Source organism: Ruegeria sp. CDSA141 (genome assembly GCF_059612005.1).
This window is the reverse complement of the sequence record NZ_JBXWPT010000001.1, coordinates 458,156-475,164: the sequence shown is the minus strand read 5'-3', so window position 1 is coordinate 475,164 and position 17,009 is coordinate 458,156. Positions and strand designations below refer to the sequence as shown.

Sequence of the window (17,009 nt, the reverse complement as noted above, 5' to 3'; positions counted from 1 at the left end):
GATTCGGCCATATCCTGTCAGCGGTCACTTGGGGATGATCCAAACGTGGGTTTTGGTTCATCAGGTTTCTGCGGCACTGCGTTCGGGCCATCCTGAACTTGCGGTGCCGGGGCACGCAACAGGTCGCGTAGGAACAGAGGAGCAAGACCGGACAAAGGATTTACCGACACTTTGGGCGAAGCAAGCGGACCGGTCAGTGTGTAGTTGAAGCCAAAGACGCCCTCGCCCTTGCGCGTGAACACGCTGCCAACTGCGTTGAGGAGGTATATTGGCGAAATTGCACCGCGCAGGTTCAGCATTCCGTTCACCGTATCGATGGTACCGTCAAAAGACAGGCCCATGGATGGCCCGACGGCACTGCCGCTGAGCACCTTGATATCCGTCGGCGTGATCCGCATCCTGCTGTCGATTGCTGCAAAAAAGATGCCCTGCCCGGCCATTTCGTCCAATAGTCCCACAAGGCTGATGGCATTCAGCAAGGCTGCCATGGCCGGAGCGTCGGTGATCCGCGTATTGGTGATTTTCAATATCACGTCATAGCTGCCGGGTGCGGCCACAGGCTCAAGCTTGAGGTCCATTTCTCCGCCCCGTGCCTGTGTCAGAACCCCGGCCGATCGTAGCACGGCACCCGCATCTTGCGACGTCAGGTCAACAGCACTTCGTTTCCCTCTGGGGCTGACCTGCCCTCTGACCGGCGCGCCGCCATTGACCCGCGCGTTGAAGTTCCCTTGTATTCCGCCGGTCGTCTGAAATGCGCCCTGGAACCCGGTCAGTGCGACGGTGTCCGTCACCTGAAGGCGATCCAGCGACACGTCCAGTTTCGGCCCGGCGCCGCCCCCGCCGCCTGATCCGCCACTTTCGCCGAAATTCGCGCGGCCCATATCAAGTACGCCGCCAAGAACACGGATATCCGGCATGGCGCCCCCGCGTCCGATCAGCTCTGCCGGGACCGCCAGCCAGTCGCCCAGGTCAAAAGAGCTGAAGCGAACCCGATCATATTCGCCATTCTCACGAAACGTAATCGAGGCAGAAGTACGCAAACCCGCCGCATCTATGCGCAGGCTGTCCACTTTCAGTTGCGATCCCAAAGACGCTTCGGCTGTCAGAGATCCTGTCGAATTAGTTCCCTTTCGCCAACCAAGCTCGGGTATGGCCAGCCCCACGCCTTGCAAATCAGATGAAACGGACAGTTTCGGAGGAGGTCCGGCACCAAGCCCCAAGATGATGTCCGCAATCCCTTTTCCGGTCAGCATGCCCGGAGGTAAACCCGCACCGATCTCATCCATCAATCGCGGCGACAGCTCGATCTGACCCGTCAGGGTACTTCGCTTTGCGGACTTGCCATCTATCGGCTGCCGCCAGAGCGCCGTCAGCGGTACGTCCCCAAACTGCCCCAGCCCCTGAATCTGAACGCCGGACTGATCACCCGAAAGATCCAGCAGATCAGCGCTGACGGTAAAGTCAGGCACCAACCTGTCACTGAACAGATTGGCCAGCCTGCCATCGAAATGGAACTCGGTGTCCTCGAACTTGAGATCTTTTTTCAAGGGCAAGGACAGAGTTCCTGCCAACGACACCGTTCCCTTCGCCACATCAACGGGCAACCCCGCCTTGCTAAGCAATTCGAGCGGAGGCCGGTCCAGCAAGGATAACGCGGCCGTCACACTGCTACTGGCCCGGATGCGCGCAATCGCGGGCGCAGATTTCTTGATATCCGTGTCGGGAATGATGAAGGACGTTCCCGTTGCATCCACCGCACCGCCGTCATCCGCAATCACTACACCCTGCTGCGCAGTGACCGTGAACCTACGGTTGATCAGGCTGGCCTGACCCTGCGCCTGTTCGATCGGAGGCAGCGTTTTGACAAACCGGATCTTCGCCTCTTCAAATCCGAAGTCCAGATAGAGATCCGGTTTCGAACCGGGCAAAAGGCGCAGGGCAAAATCCATATCCGACAGAACCCCTTCGTACAGGTTTTTGGTCACCCATTCTCGCGGTTTCGGCGCCAGACGCTCGGGCCAGTATCCGAGAACCTTGTCCGACGTCATTTGGTCCAGATGTGCGTCCAGCTCGACCGCCCAGCCATCCGGTCGCCCGTTCAGGACACCAAAGGCACGCACCGTATGGCCCGGATCTTCGATGGTCATCTGACCGAGCCGCAATTGGAACGGGTTGATCGCCATCTTGAAATCCAGGCTGGCCCGCGAAAGCTGAATAGGCTGTGGGAACAGGTTTGCAGGGTTCACATTGATACCGGACAACTGCAACTGCGCAGACAGGCTGTCCAGCACGCCATCTTCAGCACCTTCCAAAATCGCCTTCCCGTCAGCCTGCACCTCGCCCCAGGCCGAGACAACTGAAACTTCGTTGAAGTCCAGCATCTGCCCTTTAGGGTCATAAGTGAAATACGTGCGGGCAGATTCGAAGGGGACCGGGCGTGTTTCGGGGTTTGGCTGAACGGCCCCCGCCCCCAGATTCAGAGTTGCGTATACGGTACCGATAGCTCCTTTTTCATCGACTCCACCCCGTAAGGCACCCGAAATCGGGGCCCGCAGAACCTGCAACCAGGCAAGGGCGGGTGTTTGGCCCGCGATATCCTCGGCCGGCAAGTCAGTGACCGATATCCCGAATTGTGCCGCAGGCGTCCCCAGGACGCTTGAATAATTGGCCTCGATTGCACTGACATAGTCACGCCCTGCCAAAACCGAGAACCCGGTCGCCAAACGCACCTCGCTGCCGCTCCGGTTGGCCTGAATATGTCCACCGTCCAGAATCCAGGACCGCCCTTGCCGCAGATCTAGATAATCCAGTGTGATCGCATCAAGCTCGACAGACGTCAGTGCAGACAGGGCCGGAGACAGGAAGACCTGATCCGAGGCTTCGATAAGCTGTGCTAGGTTCGGGGCTTCCTGCACGGGTGCGCTGCCGGATCCGACCGTAAGACTCAGTGCCCCGTCCTTGTTCCGGGTCACGGCGATTTGCGCACCGCTCAGAATTATTCTTTTCGGGCGGACGTGCCCCCGCAACAAAGGGCGCATGGCCAGACTGGCGCGCATGTCGGACACCTGCGCAATTTGCTGACCAGCCGCATCGCTGATGAACACATCGGTCAGACGCAGACGCGGTCGCCAACCCTCGTGAATGATGAAACTGACGTCACCAAACCGGATTTGCAGCCCGCCCAAGGCCTTTTCAAGCCGCGCCTCGACCCTGTCCCGCAGCCAGACAGGTGCGTGCATTCTTTGTCCGACAAGCATGAAACCAGTGAACAACGCCAACAGCACCAGCATGAAAGTGCCGCGCATGGCCCATAGTCCGGCGGCCCGGCGGCGAGACCGACGGCGCGCGGGTTTTTCCCGCTTTGCTCCATCGTCGTCTTCGTGCTGCTTCAAATTGCTATCCACGCCTTCCAACCCGCACGTGTTGCCCTATGATATCAGGCAGCCTTTTAAAACCTTTAACGGAGTTTCCAATGCCCGACGTTTCAGACATCGCCCCTGACTTCACTTTGCCGCGCGACGGCGGCGGCGAGGTGACGCTTTCGGCGTTGCGCGGTGGCACCGTGGTTCTGTTCTTCTACCCCCGCGATGATACGCCGGGCTGCACCAAGGAATCCATCGGTTTCTCGGAACAACTTCAGGCCTTTGCGGATGCGGGCGCTCAAGTTTTCGGCATCTCCCGTGACAGCGTCGCCAAACATGACAAATTCGTCGCCAAGCATGGGCTGACAACACCGCTGTTGTCGGATGAGAACTCGACCGTCTGTGAAGACTACGGGGTGTGGGTCGAAAAGAACATGTACGGGCGCAAGTCGATGGGGATTGAACGTTCGACGTTTATCATCGACCCCGAAGGCAAGATTGCCCGCGTTTGGCGCAAGGTCAAAGTTCCCGGCCACGTGGATGAGGTGCTGGAAGCGGTGCGCGCGCTGTAACGCTCTCGACCGCGGTCGCCATCCGGTTTAAGAGCCACAGAAATAACCAGGCGGAGAAACATGGTGTCCAAATCGCTGACTCAGATGGCGACCGAGGTTCTTGAAACGGCCGATGGTCGGGAAAAGACCACCCTGTCCAAACAGCACGCCGCCGCGTGGTTTGCGTCGCGCATAGGCGACGCCCGCCCGATCGAGATCGGTACCGCGTCACCGCCGCTGCAACCCGCGCGCCCGGACCAGCCCGAACTCCTGTCTCCGCGCGAAGTACCAAAGCGAAAGCCGGGCACCGAAGCGGGACGCATCGCCCTGTTGCATGCCGTGGCGCATATCGAACTGAACGCCGTCGATCTGCATTGGGACATCATCGCCCGCTTTGGCCATGTGTCGATGCCGATCGGGTTTTATGATGATTGGGTAAAATGCGCCGAGGAAGAATCGCGCCATTTCGAGATGGTCTGTGATTGCCTTGAACAGATGGGAAGCTACTACGGCGCCCTGCCTGCCCATGCAGGAATGTGGCGAGCGGCCGAGGACACCGCAGACGACCTGATGGGGCGGCTGGCGGTTGTCCCCATGGTGCTCGAAGCGCGCGGTCTGGACGTCACCCCCGGCATGATCGAGATATTTCGCAAAGCCAGGGCCGAGCAGGCCATTGCAGCGCTTGAAGTGATCTATGCCGAAGAAGTCGGCCATGTCGCCTATGGGTCCAAGTGGTTCGAGTCCCTGTGCGGCCGGGAAAATGCCGACCCGAAGGATGTGTTTCACACTCTGGTTCGCCGGTATTTCCACGGCGTCCTGAAACCGCCCTTCAACGAGGAAAAGCGTGCAGAGGCCGGACTGCCACCCGACTTTTACTGGCCGCTGACCGAAGACCTGCCCGCGCCCGGCGAAATCACAAACTGACGCTTGAACACTGATATCGGCAATTTCCCGCCGATCTTTGGGGGGATTTCTGCGCTGTTGGCCACTGGCGTGTCAACAAACTTGCCCGAACGCTGCCTGCCCTTTATGCAATCGGCCCAAGGGGCGGCAGGCACTCACGACCGGTCCCGATCTTGGGGATGAGAGGTAGGACGCGTGCGAACACGTCTGGCAATAAAAATACACTCGGTACTTGAACGGTACTTCCCGGAACGCCGGGTCTTTCTGAAATCTGACAAAGATACACGCTTTATCCGTCTAAGTTCGGAAACGCAGGTGGTCGCGGTGGCCGGTGTTGCCGTCATGGTCGGCTGGACCGCGGTGGCAACTGCCATTCTGCTGATGGACAGCATCGGATCGGGTAACTTCCGGGAACAGGCGAAACGCGACCAGGCCACCTATCAGGAACGTTTGAATATCCTGTCCGCTGAACGTGACGCGCGTGCGCAGGAAGCCCTTGCCGCCCAGGATCGATTCAACGCCGCGCTGGAGCAGATTTCCGCCATGCAGTCCGAACTGCTGGCATCGGAAAACCGACGTCGCGAACTTGAGACGGGGATCGAAGTCATCCAGACCACGCTGCGCACGACCATGAAACAGCGGGAAGATGCACGGGCAGAACTGGCTGCATTGAAGCAGGAAACCAGCAACGCTGACATGTACGTTGCAGCCTCCAGCGCCCCGGTGCAGATGGCGTTCATGACGGACGCTCTGGCACGCACGGCCGAGGAACGCGACAAGATCACTGCAGACGCCCGTGACGCACTGGGTCAGCGGGACGATCTGGAGCTGGAAATCCGCCTTATGCAGGAACGCAGCGACGAGATTTTCCGTCAGCTGGAAGAAGCCATGGTGATATCGGTCGAGCCGCTGGACAAGATGTTCCGTCAAGCGGGAATGCCAACAGACCGCATCATCGAAGAGGTCCGGCGCGGATATAGCGGTATGGGCGGTCCGCTGACCCCTTTATCCCTTAGCACGCGTGGTGAGGTGGACGAATTGTCCGCCGAGGAAGCCCGCGCGAACACATTGCTGAAACAGATGGATCAGCTGAACCTGTATCGTCTTGTGGCGGAAAAAGCCCCCTTTGCCAATCCTGTACATTCGGCCGTGCGTTTCACCAGTGGCTACGGTAACCGGCGCGATCCTAAATCCGGTGGTCGCCGGATGCACAACGGTGTCGATTTCGCAGGGCCGCAAGGCACGGATATCTTTGCGACCGCGGACGGCGTCGTTACCCACGCAGGCTGGCAATCCGGCTTCGGGCGGCTTGTGAAAATCAAGCACGCATTCGGAATTGAGACACTTTACGCTCATAACACCAAGATCAATGTGAAGGTTGGTCAAAGGGTCTCGCGCGGGGATCATATTGCTGATATGGGTAGCACCGGACGGTCGACCGGCACGCATCTGCACTATGAAGTGCGCGTGAACGGAAAACCTGTAAACCCAATGACTTACATCAAGGCTGCGAGAAATGTTTTCTAAAAGCAAAATCAACGAACCCGCATCCAAGGCACCTGAGGCGGCCAAACCCGCCGCTCCGGCGACCCCAGCGGCCCCTGCACCGACCGAGTCGAAACCTGCGACAGCGCCCAAGCCCAAGCCGCCAGCATCGGTTCTGTCTTCGGATCTGCACATCACCGGCAACATCAAGACCTCTGGTGACATTCAGGTGGAAGGCACGGTTGAAGGCGACATCCGCGCCCACCTGCTGACCATTGGTGAATCGGCGACGATCAAGGGTGAAGTCACCGCAGACGACGTTGTGATCAACGGCCGCATCGTTGGTCGCGTGCGTGGCCTCAAGGTGCGCCTGACGTCGACCGCACGCGTTGAAGGCGACATCATCCACAAGACCATCGCCATCGAAAGCGGTGCGCATTTCGAAGGGTCGGTACAGCGCCAGGACGATCCGCTGAACCCGGGTCGCAGCGCCAAAGCCGGATCGAACCCGGCGGCGGACGTCAAACAATAATTCGACCTCTCAGGTCAGACCGGAGACGCCGCAGGGAGACCAGCGGCGTCTCTTTTTTGGGGCCGCAGCCCTTGTCCGGGAAACTTGTTTTGATCCCGTCGGGATCACGTTAGGGTCGGGTCATGTTGATTTTCCTGACACTTGTTGCAGTGATCGCGGCAGGTCTGACCTTTTACTTTTGGTCCAAACGACAGGCGCGTCACGCCCTGTTGGCCGCGCCGTTGACGGACAGTCAACGGCACCTTGTTGACGCTCAGGTCCCGATCTTGCGAAGGCTGCCGCAGAGCCTGCGCGCAAAGCTGGAAGGCAAGATCAACTTGTTCCTTGATCAGGTTGAATTCACCGGGTGCGACGGTCTGGACGTTACCGAAGACATGCAAGTGTCCATCGCCGCGCAAGCCTGTCTGCTGGTTGTGAATACCGACCTCTGGTATGACAACCTGACCACCATCCTGATCTATCCCAGCGTTTTCAAATCCAGGCAGAGCCGGCACAGCGGTTATGTCGTCACCGAGAAGGAAATCGTGCGCACCGGGGAAAGCTGGAACCGCGGCCCGGTGATCCTGTCCTGGGCCCACAGCCGGCGCGGCGCCATGAATGATCATGACGGGCAAAATGTTGTCTTTCACGAATTTGCCCACCAGATCGACGATCTGACCGGGTCGGCCAACGGGGTGCCTGTTCTCAGCAACAACCAGAGTTTTTCAGAATGGGAGTCCGCGTTCCTAACAGCCTATGATGCGCATGTGCGCGCCGTTGAATCCAGGCAGCCAACTATAATCGACCCCTATGGCGCGGAAGGGCACGAGGAGTTTTTTGCCGTTTCGGTTGAAGTGTTCTTTGAGCGCCCCAAGGCGCTGCGCAACTCGGACCCGGGCGTTTACAAACAACTGTCAAAGCTGTTCCGCCTGGATCCTGCTCAATGGACCTAATGGCTTTCCGACCCAAGGTGAGAGGGTATCCGGGAAATTCCCCGTTCGACACAATTTAACAAAAGTTAATTTATGAATTACACTTAAGCGCATTGCATTGTGGAGGAAATTTCATGTCATCAAAACTACTGGCCGAGTTCTTCGGCACCTTCTGGCTGGTTCTCGGAGGTTGCGGCAGTGCCGTATTGGCAGCGGGCGTCGCGGATGTCGGAATAGGGTGGCTTGGCGTGTCCTTCGCCTTCGGCCTGACGGTTCTGACAATGGCCTACACGGTTGGCCATATCTCGGGCGGACACTTCAATCCGGCGGTCAGCCTGGGCTTGATGATTGGCGGGCGGTTTCCGGCCAAGGATCTGCTGCCGTATTGGATCGCTCAGGTCATCGGAGCCATCGCTGCCGCAGTGGTTCTGTATCTGATTGTCAGCGGTGCGCCCGAGTTCTCTGGCGTCGGAGGATTTGCGTCAAACGGATATGGTGAGGCCTCACCCGGGGGGTATTCCCTGATGTCCGCTCTGGTGATCGAAATCGTGATGACCGCTTTCTTCATCCTGATCATTCTGGGCGCGACCTCGGACAAGGCACCGGCGGGTTTCGCCCCCATCGCGATTGGTCTGGGATTGACCCTGATCCACCTTGTATCAATTCCGGTCACCAACACTTCGGTCAACCCGGCCCGGTCCACAGGCGTCGCCCTGTTTGCCGACGGCCCTGCCCTGTCGCAGCTGTGGCTGTTCTGGGTGGCCCCGCTGATCGGCGGCGCGATCGGAGCGCTTATCTGGAAAGCAATGTCACCGGACGATTGATTCTCTTGCAATCAACCATATAAAAAAGCCCGGCGTTTTGAGGAGCGCCGGGCTTTTCACGTTCACTCGGTAACGGTGACTTTTTTCATCACGTCCGGCTGGCCGATAATGGCGCCGTTCTGGCCCTCACCGCGTTTGATCGCGTCGACTACGTCCATGCCGTCAGTCACCTGACCAACAACCGTGTACTTGCCGTTCAGGAACGGGCCCGGTTCGAACATGATAAAGAACTGTGAGTTGGCGCTATTGGGGTCTTGCGCCCGCGCCATGCCAACCACGCCCCGGTCGAATTCGAAATCCGAAAACTCTGCCGGAAGGTCTGCACGGTCGGAACCACCGGTTCCGGCGCGGCGCATGTCACCACCCAGGCGGCCATGTTCCACGTCGCCGGTCTGCGCCATGAAGCCGTCAATCACGCGGTGAAACACCACGCCATCGTACTTGCCTTCATTGGCCAGAGCAGCGATCTGCTCAACATGTTTCGGAGCAATATCATCGAACAGGTCGATGGTGACAGTGCCATTGGCTCCCTCACCTTCGATCTCGACCTCAAGACCCGTGGCCAGCGCAGGGCTGGCCAGCAAGGCAAAAGCGGCGGCGAACTTATACATCAGCCGCCACCTTGACGCTGATCATGCGGTCAGGGCTCGCCGGCGGCTCGCCTCGTACGATGGCGTCCACATGCTCCATTCCGTCGATGACACGGCCATAAACAGTGTACTGGCCGTTCAGGAAGTGGTTGTCCTTGAAGTTGATGAAGAACTGCGAGTTGGCCGAATCCGGGTTCTGCGACCGCGCCGCGCCCAAAGTGCCGCGATCATGGGGCAGCTTGGAAAACTCTGCCGGAACGTTCGCCAGCGACGAACCGCCGGTCCCAGCCATACGCAGGTTGAAACCGTCTTCCATATCGCCATGCTGCACGTCGCCGGTTTGCGCCATGAAACCGTCGATCACACGGTGGAAGGCTACGTTGTCGTACTGTCCGTCGCGGGCCAGTTCTTTCATCCGCGCGCTGTGCAAAGGCGCCACATCCGGCAGCAGCTCGATGACGACATTGCCGTCTTTCAGCTCGATGATGATTGTGTTTTCGGGATCCTTGATCTCGGCCATGAGGCCCTCCTGTCGTTTATCTTGCGCAAATACCTATGATGCACGCGTACGAATGCCAAGTGACGCATTGACCTGAGGGCAAAATGCAGGAAAAGAACCGCCTAAATCATTTGCAAATGACGAGGATTGCGCGATGGGCTGGAAAACGCTGGACGATATGGACCTGAACGGCAAACGCGTTCTGGTACGTGTGGATATCAATGTTCCGGTCGTGGATGGCGTAGTTACCGACGCCACTCGTATTCAGAGAATCGTGCCCACTGTGCGCGACATTCTGGCCGCAGGCGGCAAACCGATCCTTCTGGCCCATTTCGGTCGCCCCGGTGGGGAGCGACGCGAAAACCTGTCGCTCAAGCAACTGGTCCCCACCCTCGAAAGCGCTTTTGGCGCCAAAGTCCTGTTTGCCGCCGACTGTGTTGGAACCGAGGCCGAACTGGCAGCAGAGGCGTTGCAGCCCGGTCAGGTACTGTTGCTCGAGAACACGCGTTTTCACGCTGCAGAGACCAAGAACGACGCCGATCTGGCCGCAGGCATGGCCAAGCTGGGTGACGTGTACTGCAACGACGCGTTTTCAGCGGCGCACCGGGCCCACAGCTCGACCGAGGCCATCGCGCGCCTTCTGCCCGCCTGCGCCGGTCGTTTGATGCAGGCCGAGTTGCAAGCTCTGGAAAACGCGTTGGGCGCGCCCGAACGCCCGGTAACAGCGGTTGTGGGCGGAGCCAAGGTCTCGACCAAGCTGGAATTGCTGGGCAACCTGATCGACAAGGTCGATTATCTGGTGATCGGCGGCGGCATGGCCAATACATTCCTCGTCGCACAGGGCATAAGTGTTGGTAAATCACTGGCCGAGACTGCGATGAAAGACACCGCCGCCGAAATCCTCGCCAAAGCCGAAAGCTCTGGTTGTCAGATCGTTCTCCCACGCGATGTTGTGGTGGCCGAAAAGTTTGAGGCCAACGCCCCTCATCAGGTCCTGCCCGCAGATCAATGCCCAGAGGACGGCATGATCCTGGATGCGGGCCCCGAAAGTGTCGCCGCGATCACAGGGATTTTTGACAAAAGCAAAACCCTGATCTGGAACGGTCCGCTGGGTGCGTTCGAACTGGAACCGTTTGACGCCGCCACCAATGCCGCCGCCTTGAAGGCGGCCGCGCTTAGCCGTTCGGGCCAGCTCATCTCGGTCGCCGGGGGTGGAGACACGGTTGCGGCCCTGAATGCTTCGGGTGCAGCCAAGGACTTCACCTACATCTCGACCGCAGGTGGTGCATTCCTGGAATGGATGGAAGGCAAGGCGCTGCCCGGTGTCGCGGCGCTGGATCAATAGGCGTCACTTACCGCTTTTGATCGCCTGATAGGGTTCATGGTATTATCCCTTTTTGAACGGGGGATTTCACCGTGAAGCCAATTTACCTTCTTGTCCTTACCATCCTGCCCTGCTCTGCCGCAGCTCAATCCAGTTGCGGCGGTCAGACCCAACTTGACGCCAATTTCTGCGCCAAAGAACAATGGGAAATCGCTGATCGCGAACTCAACCGGCTGTGGGCACAGATCAAACCCGCAGCCGCTGCACGCGGCGAAGGTGATGCTCTTCTGACCGAACAACGCGCCTGGCTGAAAGCCCGAGACGCAACCTGCGACAAAGAACTGTCGGGAGGCGGCAGTGCTGCCCCGATGTTCTACTGGTCCTGCATGAAAGAGCAGACCGAGGCACGAAACCAGGCGCTGCAAGCGTGGCGCTGACCTGCACCAGAGCAGGCATAAATTACTGATGAAAAATCGAATCAGGGGATTCACAACCCGAATCACCTGTGACATAGTGTGTTCAGATGTCCGCAAAGGGCACATTTTTGAGGCAAGTTTTCATACGGCGGTAAACAGAGTGTCCCGTTCCCATCGGCCCGGTCTGGGCTCAATCGTCTTCTTCTCGGTGGCTTTCATGCTTGGTGTGTATTTCACCTTCGCCGCCGTGCAAGGTGACTATGGCCTGTTTCGGCGGGTCGAAATTGCTGGGGAACGGGACGCCCTGTCACACGACCTGGAAAAGCTTAATGCCCAAATCGCCGAATTGGAAAATCTGACCCGGCGCCTGTCTGATACCTATCTGGATCTCGACCTGCTCGATCAGCAGGCGCGTTCGGTTCTTGGTATGATCCGGGCAGATGAAATCGTAATCCGCTGATCCTTTTTGGTCGCTGTAATTCTTCGGTACATCGTTGCACCGCTTTGCATTTCAGCTCAGCCGCGCCCGCGCGGACGCTGCGTCACATTTCCCCTCGCCAGAAAGCCCCAAATGCTTTATGAGATAGTTTAACGCTAAACTATCTTGCCGAAAGGGGGAGATCGCCACTATGGCTGCGCGAAAAACCACAAAGAAACCAAATGTTTCTGCGGAAGAACTCAAGACATACTACCGCGAGATGCTTCTGATCCGTCGATTCGAGGAAAAGGCGGGCCAGCTTTACGGCATGGGTCTGATCGGCGGGTTCTGCCACCTTTACATCGGACAAGAGGCGGTTGTTGTTGGGCTCGAAGCGGCAGCTCAGGACGGCGACAAGCGGATCACCTCTTATCGTGACCACGGCCATATGCTGGCCTGTGGCATGGACCCGGGCGGCGTGATGGCCGAACTGACCGGGCGCGAAGGCGGCCTGTCCAAGGGCAAGGGTGGTTCGATGCACATGTTCTCGAAAGAGAAGCATTTCTATGGTGGCCATGGCATCGTTGGCGCGCAGGTTCCGCTGGGTGCCGGTCTGGCCTTCGCTGACAAGTACAAGGAAACCGGCGGCGTGACCTTTACCTATTTCGGCGACGGTGCCGCAAACCAGGGTCAGGTCTATGAGACCTTCAATATGGCCGCCCTGTGGGATCTTCCCGTGGTTTTCGTGATCGAGAACAACCAATACGCCATGGGCACAGCGCAGGCGCGTTCGACCTCGTCACCTGATATCTATGTGCGCGGCGAAGCGTTCGGCATTCCCGGCGAGATCGTCAACGGTATGGATGTGCTGGCCGTCAAAGCTGCTGGCGAAAAGGCTGTTGCCCACTGTCGCGCCGGCAAGGGCCCTTACATCCTTGAGATTAAGACCTACCGCTATCGCGGCCACTCGATGTCTGACCCGGCCAAGTACCGCACCCGCGAAGAGGTTCAGAAAGTCCGCGAACAAAGCGACCCGATCGAACATGTGCGCGAGCTGCTGCTGACTGGCAAACACGCGACCGAGGATGACCTGAAGGCGATCGACAAAGAAATCAAAGAGATCGTGAATCAAGCTGCCGAATTCTCGAAAGAAAGCCCCGAGCCCGCCGTTGAAGAGCTCTGGACCGATATTTACGCCTGAGAGGACGAAAAAGACATGGCAACCGAAATTCTCATGCCCGCCCTTTCGCCCACCATGGAAGAGGGCACGCTGGCCAAATGGCTGGTCAAGGAAGGCGACATTGTATCAAGCGGTGATATCCTGGCCGAAATCGAGACCGACAAGGCGACAATGGAATTTGAAGCTGTCGACGAGGGCATCGTCGGCAAGATCCTGATCGCCGAAGGCACCGAAGGGGTCAAAGTGAACACCCCGATTGCGGTTCTGGTCGAAGAAGGCGAAGACGCCTCGGCCCTGCCCACGGCTGCGCCCGCGGCCGCTGCGGTGGCCGAAGAAGCCGCCCCTGCGGCGGTCGAGGCCCCCGCTCCTGTCGCCGCAGCCCCGGCCGCTCCGGTGGTGGATCTTTCGCCCGACTGGCCGGCAGATGCCGAGATGAAATCCGAAACCGTTCGCGAAGCGCTGCGTGACGCGATGGCCGAAGAAATGCGCAACGACGAAGACGTCTATCTCATGGGCGAAGAAGTCGCGGAGTATCAGGGCGCCTACAAGATTTCCCAGGGTCTTCTGGACGAGTTCGGGCCCAAGCGCGTGATCGATACGCCGATCACCGAGCATGGTTTCGCCGGTATCGCCGTAGGATCGGCCTTTGGCGGTCTGAAACCGATCGTCGAGTTCATGACGTTCAACTTCGCTATGCAGGCGATCGACCAGATCATCAACTCGGCCGCCAAAACGCTTTATATGTCCGGTGGTCAGATGGGTTGTCCGATCGTGTTCCGCGGCCCCAATGGTGCCGCCGCACGCGTCGCGGCCCAGCACAGCCAGGACTATGCCGCTTGGTACATGCAGATCCCCGGCCTGAAAGTCGTCATGCCCTATTCGGCGGCAGACGCCAAAGGATTGCTGAAATCAGCCATCCGCGACCCAAACCCGGTGATCTTCCTGGAAAATGAAATCCTCTACGGTCGCTCCTTCGACATGCCACAGGTAGACGACCTGACCATCCCGCTGGGCAAGGCCCGTATCTGGCGCGAAGGCTCGGACGTGACTATCGTCAGCTTTGGCATCGGCATGCAATACGCGTTGGAAGCCGCCGACAGGCTGGCCGAAGAGGGCATCAGCGCCGAGGTGATCGACCTGCGCACCATCCGCCCGATGGATACCGGCGCGATAATCAACTCGGTGATGAAAACCAATCGCCTTGTGACAGTTGAAGAAGGTTGGCCGCAAGGCTCGGTCGGCAGCTACATCTCATCCGTTGTGATGCAGGAAGCGTTCGACTATCTCGACGCGCCGGTCATCAACTGCACCGGCAAGGACGTTCCGATGCCCTACGCCGCGAACCTCGAAAAACTGGCCCTGATCACTACGGACGAGGTGATCGAAGCCGTCAAACAAGTGACCTACCGGTAAGGAGCGACAGACAGATGCCCACCGAAATTCTGATGCCCGCCCTTTCACCGACCATGGAGGAAGGCACGCTTGCAAAATGGCTGGTCAAGGAAGGCGACACCGTCTCCTCCGGCGATCTGCTGGCCGAGATCGAAACCGACAAGGCTACGATGGAGTTCGAAGCCGTCGATGAAGGCACCATTGGCAGGATCCTGATCCCCGAGGGCACCGAAGGGGTCAAGGTCAACACCGCCATTGCGGTTCTTTTGGAAGACGGCGAAAGCGCTGATGATATCTCGACCTCGTCCGCCGTTGTTCCGGCGGCTGCCCCTGCAGCCGCTGCGGGCAACGAGGCTGCCGCGCCAGCGGTATCCGAGGCGCCTGCCCCTGCCCCGGCCGCCCCGGTCAAGGCAGATGGCGGTCGTATCTTTGCGTCCCCTCTGGCCCGCCGGATTGCCGCGCAGAAAGGCCTTGATCTGGCGCAGATCGCAGGCTCTGGCCCGCATGGTCGCATCGTCAAAGCGGATGTCGAAGGGGCAACTGCAACTGCACCGGCACCAACTCCTGCGGCCGCAGCGCCAGCGGCTGCTGCAGCTGCTCCCGCTGGACCCTCCGCGGATATGGTCGCGCGGATGTATGAGGGCCGCGAGTACGAAGAGATTCAGCTCGACGGTATGCGCAAAACCATCGCTGCGCGTCTGGGCGAGGCCAAACAGACCATCCCGCATTTCTACCTGCGCCGCGACATCAAGCTGGATGCACTGCTGAAGTTCCGCAGCCAGTTGAACAAGCAATTGGAAGGCCGTGGCGTGAAACTGAGCGTCAACGACTTCATCATCAAGGCCGTTGCCAACGCGTTGCAGCAGGTTCCGGCCTGCAACGCAGTCTGGGCGGGCGATCGGGTGCTGCAACTGAAGCCATCGGACGTGGCCGTTGCGGTCGCAATCGAGGGCGGCCTGTTCACCCCGGTTCTTCAGGACGCCGACATGAAATCTCTGTCAGCCCTTTCTACCGAGATGAAGGACCTCGCCGCCCGTGCCCGTGAGCGCAAGCTGGCACCGCATGAATATCAGGGGGGCACGTTTGCAATCTCGAATCTGGGTATGTTCGGCATCGACAATTTCGACGCCATCGTGAACCCGCCTCACGCCGGTATTCTGGCGGTGGGAACAGGAGTGAAAAAGCCGATCGTCGGGGATGATGGTGAGCTGACGGTGGCAACTGTGATGTCCGTTACCATGTCCGTCGATCACCGCGTTATCGACGGCGCGTTGGGGGCAGAACTGCTCAAGGCAATTGTCGACAACCTTGAAAACCCGATGGTCATGCTGGCCTGAGGACCTGAAACATGCACTCGCCCCTGATACCTGGGGCGAGTGCAGTCTCATCTCTTGGCACTGAATTGAACTTACGTGATCGGGGCGCCGTTTGCCCTGTGTATCAAGACGTCCCACTTCCTTCCTTTAGACGCCTACGGAAGGCAGGTGCGCGATACTCTCAAGAAATCTCATTCTCAGCCTGATTGTATTGGCGTTTCCGGCAGCCACGGCACCTGAATTTGCCATGGCAAAACCCAACAGCTATCCGGGTGCGCATTCAAAGTTCAAGCCGAACGATCCGGCCGCGATTGCCCAGCAGAAAGCCGCACAGGACAGCCAGCAAAAGCTTCGCAAACAAAAGCGGGAAGAACAGCGGCGCAAGCGGTTGGACAAACGTGCCAACCGCTCCCGCTGAATTTTTACTGATCCTTGCCCAGCATATGATCCATCGAGATCGAAGGCTGGTCGCACCCGGCTTCCCCCACGATCTTGGCGGGGATACCGGCGACCGTCTTGCAAGGCGGCACTTCTTGCAGAACCACTGACCCGGCGGCGATGCGGCTGCAATGGCCAACTTCGATATTGCCCAGGACTTTGGCCCCTGCCCCGATCAGCACGCCATTTCCGATTGTAGGATGGCGCTGTTCTTCTTCCTTGCCGGTTCCACCCAGCGTCACGGAATGCAGCATCGATACATTGTCGCCAACCACTGCCGTCTCGCCAATCACGATGGAATGGGCATGGTCGATCATGATGCCTTTGCCGATCTTTGCGGCCGGATGAATGTCGATGCCGAAAATCTCGGACGAACGCATCTGGAAGAAATACGCGAGATCGTGACGACCCTTGCGCCACAGCCAATGCGCCACGCGATACGCCTGCATGGCCTGGTAACCTTTAAAGTACAGGATCGGCTGCAGCAACCGGTGGCAGGCCGGATCACGTTCGTAAACGGCCATTAGGTCCGCGCGGGCGGCTTCGAGCAAACCCGGATCGTCGGCATATGCCTCATCCACAACTTCACGCAGGACCATCATCGACATTTCGTTCGAGCACAGCTTGGCCGCCACCCGATATGAAAGCGCGCGTTCAAGGCTGCGGTGATGTAGGATACAGGCGTGCACGAGACCCCCCATGAGGGGTTCTTTCTCGACGGCCGCATGGGCCTCGGATGTGATACGGTTCCAGACCGGATCAACCGGTGTCACATGGCTGCGCTTTTCGAACATGGTTTTAATCCTTTGCTGCGCCTAGAATGCCATTTAGTGGCAAAAAGACCAAACGCAAACCCATGATCGGTCAT

The 17,009-nt window shown here is 58.8% G+C and carries 17 protein-coding genes; 13 read left to right on the top strand and 4 right to left on the bottom strand.

All coding sequences use genetic code 11. The features are described from left to right. Nucleotides 1-17: 17 nt before the first annotated feature. A complete protein-coding gene (locus AC2FLP_RS02395; RefSeq protein WP_496680978.1) occupies nucleotides 18-3,392 on the bottom strand; it encodes a YhdP family protein in 3,375 nt (1,124 codons plus the stop codon). A gap of 80 nt (nucleotides 3,393-3,472) precedes the next feature. Here AC2FLP_RS02395 and AC2FLP_RS02390 point away from each other — a divergent pair, with 80 nt between their 5' ends. The 6 genes from AC2FLP_RS02390 (at nucleotide 3,473) to aqpZ (ending at nucleotide 8,568) form a co-directional block, all read left to right on the top strand. Further along, nucleotides 3,473-3,934 (top strand): peroxiredoxin, encoded by a 462-nt coding sequence (locus AC2FLP_RS02390; RefSeq protein WP_117868647.1) that lies wholly within the window; start codon nucleotides 3,473-3,475, stop codon nucleotides 3,932-3,934. A 60-nt stretch (nucleotides 3,935-3,994) separates the two neighbouring features. Beyond that, nucleotides 3,995-4,837 (top strand): ferritin-like domain-containing protein, encoded by an 843-nt coding sequence (locus AC2FLP_RS02385; RefSeq protein WP_496680981.1) that lies wholly within the window; start codon nucleotides 3,995-3,997, stop codon nucleotides 4,835-4,837. A 174-nt stretch (nucleotides 4,838-5,011) separates the two neighbouring features. Further along, nucleotides 5,012-6,343, top strand: a complete 1,332-nt coding sequence (locus AC2FLP_RS02380; protein WP_496680983.1) for a DUF5930 domain-containing protein — start codon at nucleotides 5,012-5,014, stop codon at nucleotides 6,341-6,343. Then, a complete protein-coding gene (locus AC2FLP_RS02375; RefSeq protein WP_117868644.1) occupies nucleotides 6,333-6,833 on the top strand; it encodes a bactofilin family protein in 501 nt (166 codons plus the stop codon). Before AC2FLP_RS02380 ends, AC2FLP_RS02375 begins: the two co-directional genes overlap by 11 nt. 122 nt (nucleotides 6,834-6,955) lie before the next feature. Then, nucleotides 6,956-7,765 carry a M90 family metallopeptidase gene (locus tag AC2FLP_RS02370; RefSeq protein WP_496680986.1) on the top strand — a complete coding sequence of 270 codons (810 nt, stop codon included), beginning with the start codon at nucleotides 6,956-6,958 and terminating at the stop codon, nucleotides 7,763-7,765. Between the two features lie 113 nt (nucleotides 7,766-7,878). After that, nucleotides 7,879-8,568, top strand: a complete 690-nt coding sequence (gene aqpZ / locus AC2FLP_RS02365) for an aquaporin Z (RefSeq protein WP_117868642.1) — start codon at nucleotides 7,879-7,881, stop codon at nucleotides 8,566-8,568. Between the two features lie 62 nt (nucleotides 8,569-8,630). Here the strand turns inward: aqpZ and AC2FLP_RS02360 are convergent, their stop codons facing one another. Both AC2FLP_RS02360 and AC2FLP_RS02355 read right to left on the bottom strand, forming a co-directional pair. Then, a complete protein-coding gene (locus AC2FLP_RS02360) occupies nucleotides 8,631-9,179 on the bottom strand; it encodes a peptidylprolyl isomerase (RefSeq protein WP_117868641.1) in 549 nt (182 codons plus the stop codon). Beyond that, nucleotides 9,172-9,678 (bottom strand): peptidylprolyl isomerase, encoded by a 507-nt coding sequence (locus tag AC2FLP_RS02355; RefSeq protein ID WP_117868640.1) that lies wholly within the window; start codon nucleotides 9,676-9,678, stop codon nucleotides 9,172-9,174. Before AC2FLP_RS02355 ends, AC2FLP_RS02360 begins: the two co-directional genes overlap by 8 nt. Before the next feature lie 133 nt (nucleotides 9,679-9,811). Here AC2FLP_RS02355 and AC2FLP_RS02350 point away from each other — a divergent pair, with 133 nt between their 5' ends. From AC2FLP_RS02350 to AC2FLP_RS02320, 7 genes are all read left to right on the top strand, one after another. Then, nucleotides 9,812-11,002 (top strand): phosphoglycerate kinase, encoded by a 1,191-nt coding sequence (locus tag AC2FLP_RS02350; RefSeq protein WP_496680990.1) that lies wholly within the window; start codon nucleotides 9,812-9,814, stop codon nucleotides 11,000-11,002. A 71-nt stretch (nucleotides 11,003-11,073) separates the two neighbouring features. Further along, entirely contained in the window at nucleotides 11,074-11,418 is a 345-nt protein-coding gene (locus AC2FLP_RS02345; protein WP_496671312.1) for a lysozyme inhibitor LprI family protein, read from the top strand. Nucleotides 11,419-11,557: 139 nt separating this feature from the next. Further along, on the top strand, nucleotides 11,558-11,857 hold the full coding sequence (locus AC2FLP_RS02340) for an FtsB family cell division protein (protein ID WP_162896755.1): 300 nt from the start codon (nucleotides 11,558-11,560) through the stop codon (nucleotides 11,855-11,857). Nucleotides 11,858-12,026: 169 nt separating this feature from the next. Continuing rightward, entirely contained in the window at nucleotides 12,027-13,016 is a 990-nt protein-coding gene (pdhA, locus tag AC2FLP_RS02335; RefSeq protein WP_117868638.1) for a pyruvate dehydrogenase (acetyl-transferring) E1 component subunit alpha, read from the top strand. Between the two features lie 15 nt (nucleotides 13,017-13,031). After that, nucleotides 13,032-14,408, top strand: a complete 1,377-nt coding sequence (locus tag AC2FLP_RS02330; RefSeq protein ID WP_299893996.1) for a pyruvate dehydrogenase complex E1 component subunit beta — start codon at nucleotides 13,032-13,034, stop codon at nucleotides 14,406-14,408. Nucleotides 14,409-14,422: 14 nt separating this feature from the next. Next, nucleotides 14,423-15,724: a pyruvate dehydrogenase complex dihydrolipoamide acetyltransferase gene (locus AC2FLP_RS02325; protein WP_496680995.1), complete on the top strand. Its 1,302-nt coding sequence runs from the start codon at nucleotides 14,423-14,425 to the stop codon at nucleotides 15,722-15,724. Nucleotides 15,725-15,950: 226 nt separating this feature from the next. After that, on the top strand, nucleotides 15,951-16,121 hold the full coding sequence (locus AC2FLP_RS02320) for a hypothetical protein (RefSeq protein ID WP_496680997.1): 171 nt from the start codon (nucleotides 15,951-15,953) through the stop codon (nucleotides 16,119-16,121). A gap of 4 nt (nucleotides 16,122-16,125) precedes the next feature. Here the strand turns inward: AC2FLP_RS02320 and cysE are convergent, their stop codons facing one another. Next, on the bottom strand, nucleotides 16,126-16,935 hold the full coding sequence (cysE, locus tag AC2FLP_RS02315) for a serine O-acetyltransferase (protein ID WP_299894001.1): 810 nt from the start codon (nucleotides 16,933-16,935) through the stop codon (nucleotides 16,126-16,128). Nucleotides 16,936-17,009: the final 74 nt, after the last annotated feature.

Excerpts from the sequence above, each read along its gene's own strand:
- AC2FLP_RS02390 (WP_117868647.1), top strand. The coding sequence starts at position 3,473 with ATGCCCGACGTTTCAGACATCGCCCCTGACTTCACTTTGCCGCGCGAC.
- AC2FLP_RS02385 (WP_496680981.1), top strand. The coding sequence starts at position 3,995 with ATGGTGTCCAAATCGCTGACTCAGATGGCGACCGAGGTTCTTGAAACG.
- AC2FLP_RS02375 (WP_117868644.1), top strand. The coding sequence starts at position 6,333 with ATGTTTTCTAAAAGCAAAATCAACGAACCCGCATCCAAGGCACCTGAG.
- AC2FLP_RS02370 (WP_496680986.1), top strand. The coding sequence starts at position 6,956 with ATGTTGATTTTCCTGACACTTGTTGCAGTGATCGCGGCAGGTCTGACC.
- aqpZ (WP_117868642.1), top strand. The coding sequence starts at position 7,879 with ATGTCATCAAAACTACTGGCCGAGTTCTTCGGCACCTTCTGGCTGGTT.
- AC2FLP_RS02360 (WP_117868641.1), bottom strand. The coding sequence starts at position 9,179 with ATGTATAAGTTCGCCGCCGCTTTTGCCTTGCTGGCCAGCCCTGCGCTG.
- AC2FLP_RS02355 (WP_117868640.1), bottom strand. The coding sequence starts at position 9,678 with ATGGCCGAGATCAAGGATCCCGAAAACACAATCATCATCGAGCTGAAA.
- AC2FLP_RS02350 (WP_496680990.1), top strand. The coding sequence starts at position 9,812 with ATGGGCTGGAAAACGCTGGACGATATGGACCTGAACGGCAAACGCGTT.
- pdhA (WP_117868638.1), top strand. The coding sequence starts at position 12,027 with ATGGCTGCGCGAAAAACCACAAAGAAACCAAATGTTTCTGCGGAAGAA.
- AC2FLP_RS02330 (WP_299893996.1), top strand. The coding sequence starts at position 13,032 with ATGGCAACCGAAATTCTCATGCCCGCCCTTTCGCCCACCATGGAAGAG.
- AC2FLP_RS02325 (WP_496680995.1), top strand. The coding sequence starts at position 14,423 with ATGCCCACCGAAATTCTGATGCCCGCCCTTTCACCGACCATGGAGGAA.
- AC2FLP_RS02320 (WP_496680997.1), top strand. The coding sequence starts at position 15,951 with ATGGCAAAACCCAACAGCTATCCGGGTGCGCATTCAAAGTTCAAGCCG.
- cysE (WP_299894001.1), bottom strand. The coding sequence starts at position 16,935 with ATGTTCGAAAAGCGCAGCCATGTGACACCGGTTGATCCGGTCTGGAAC.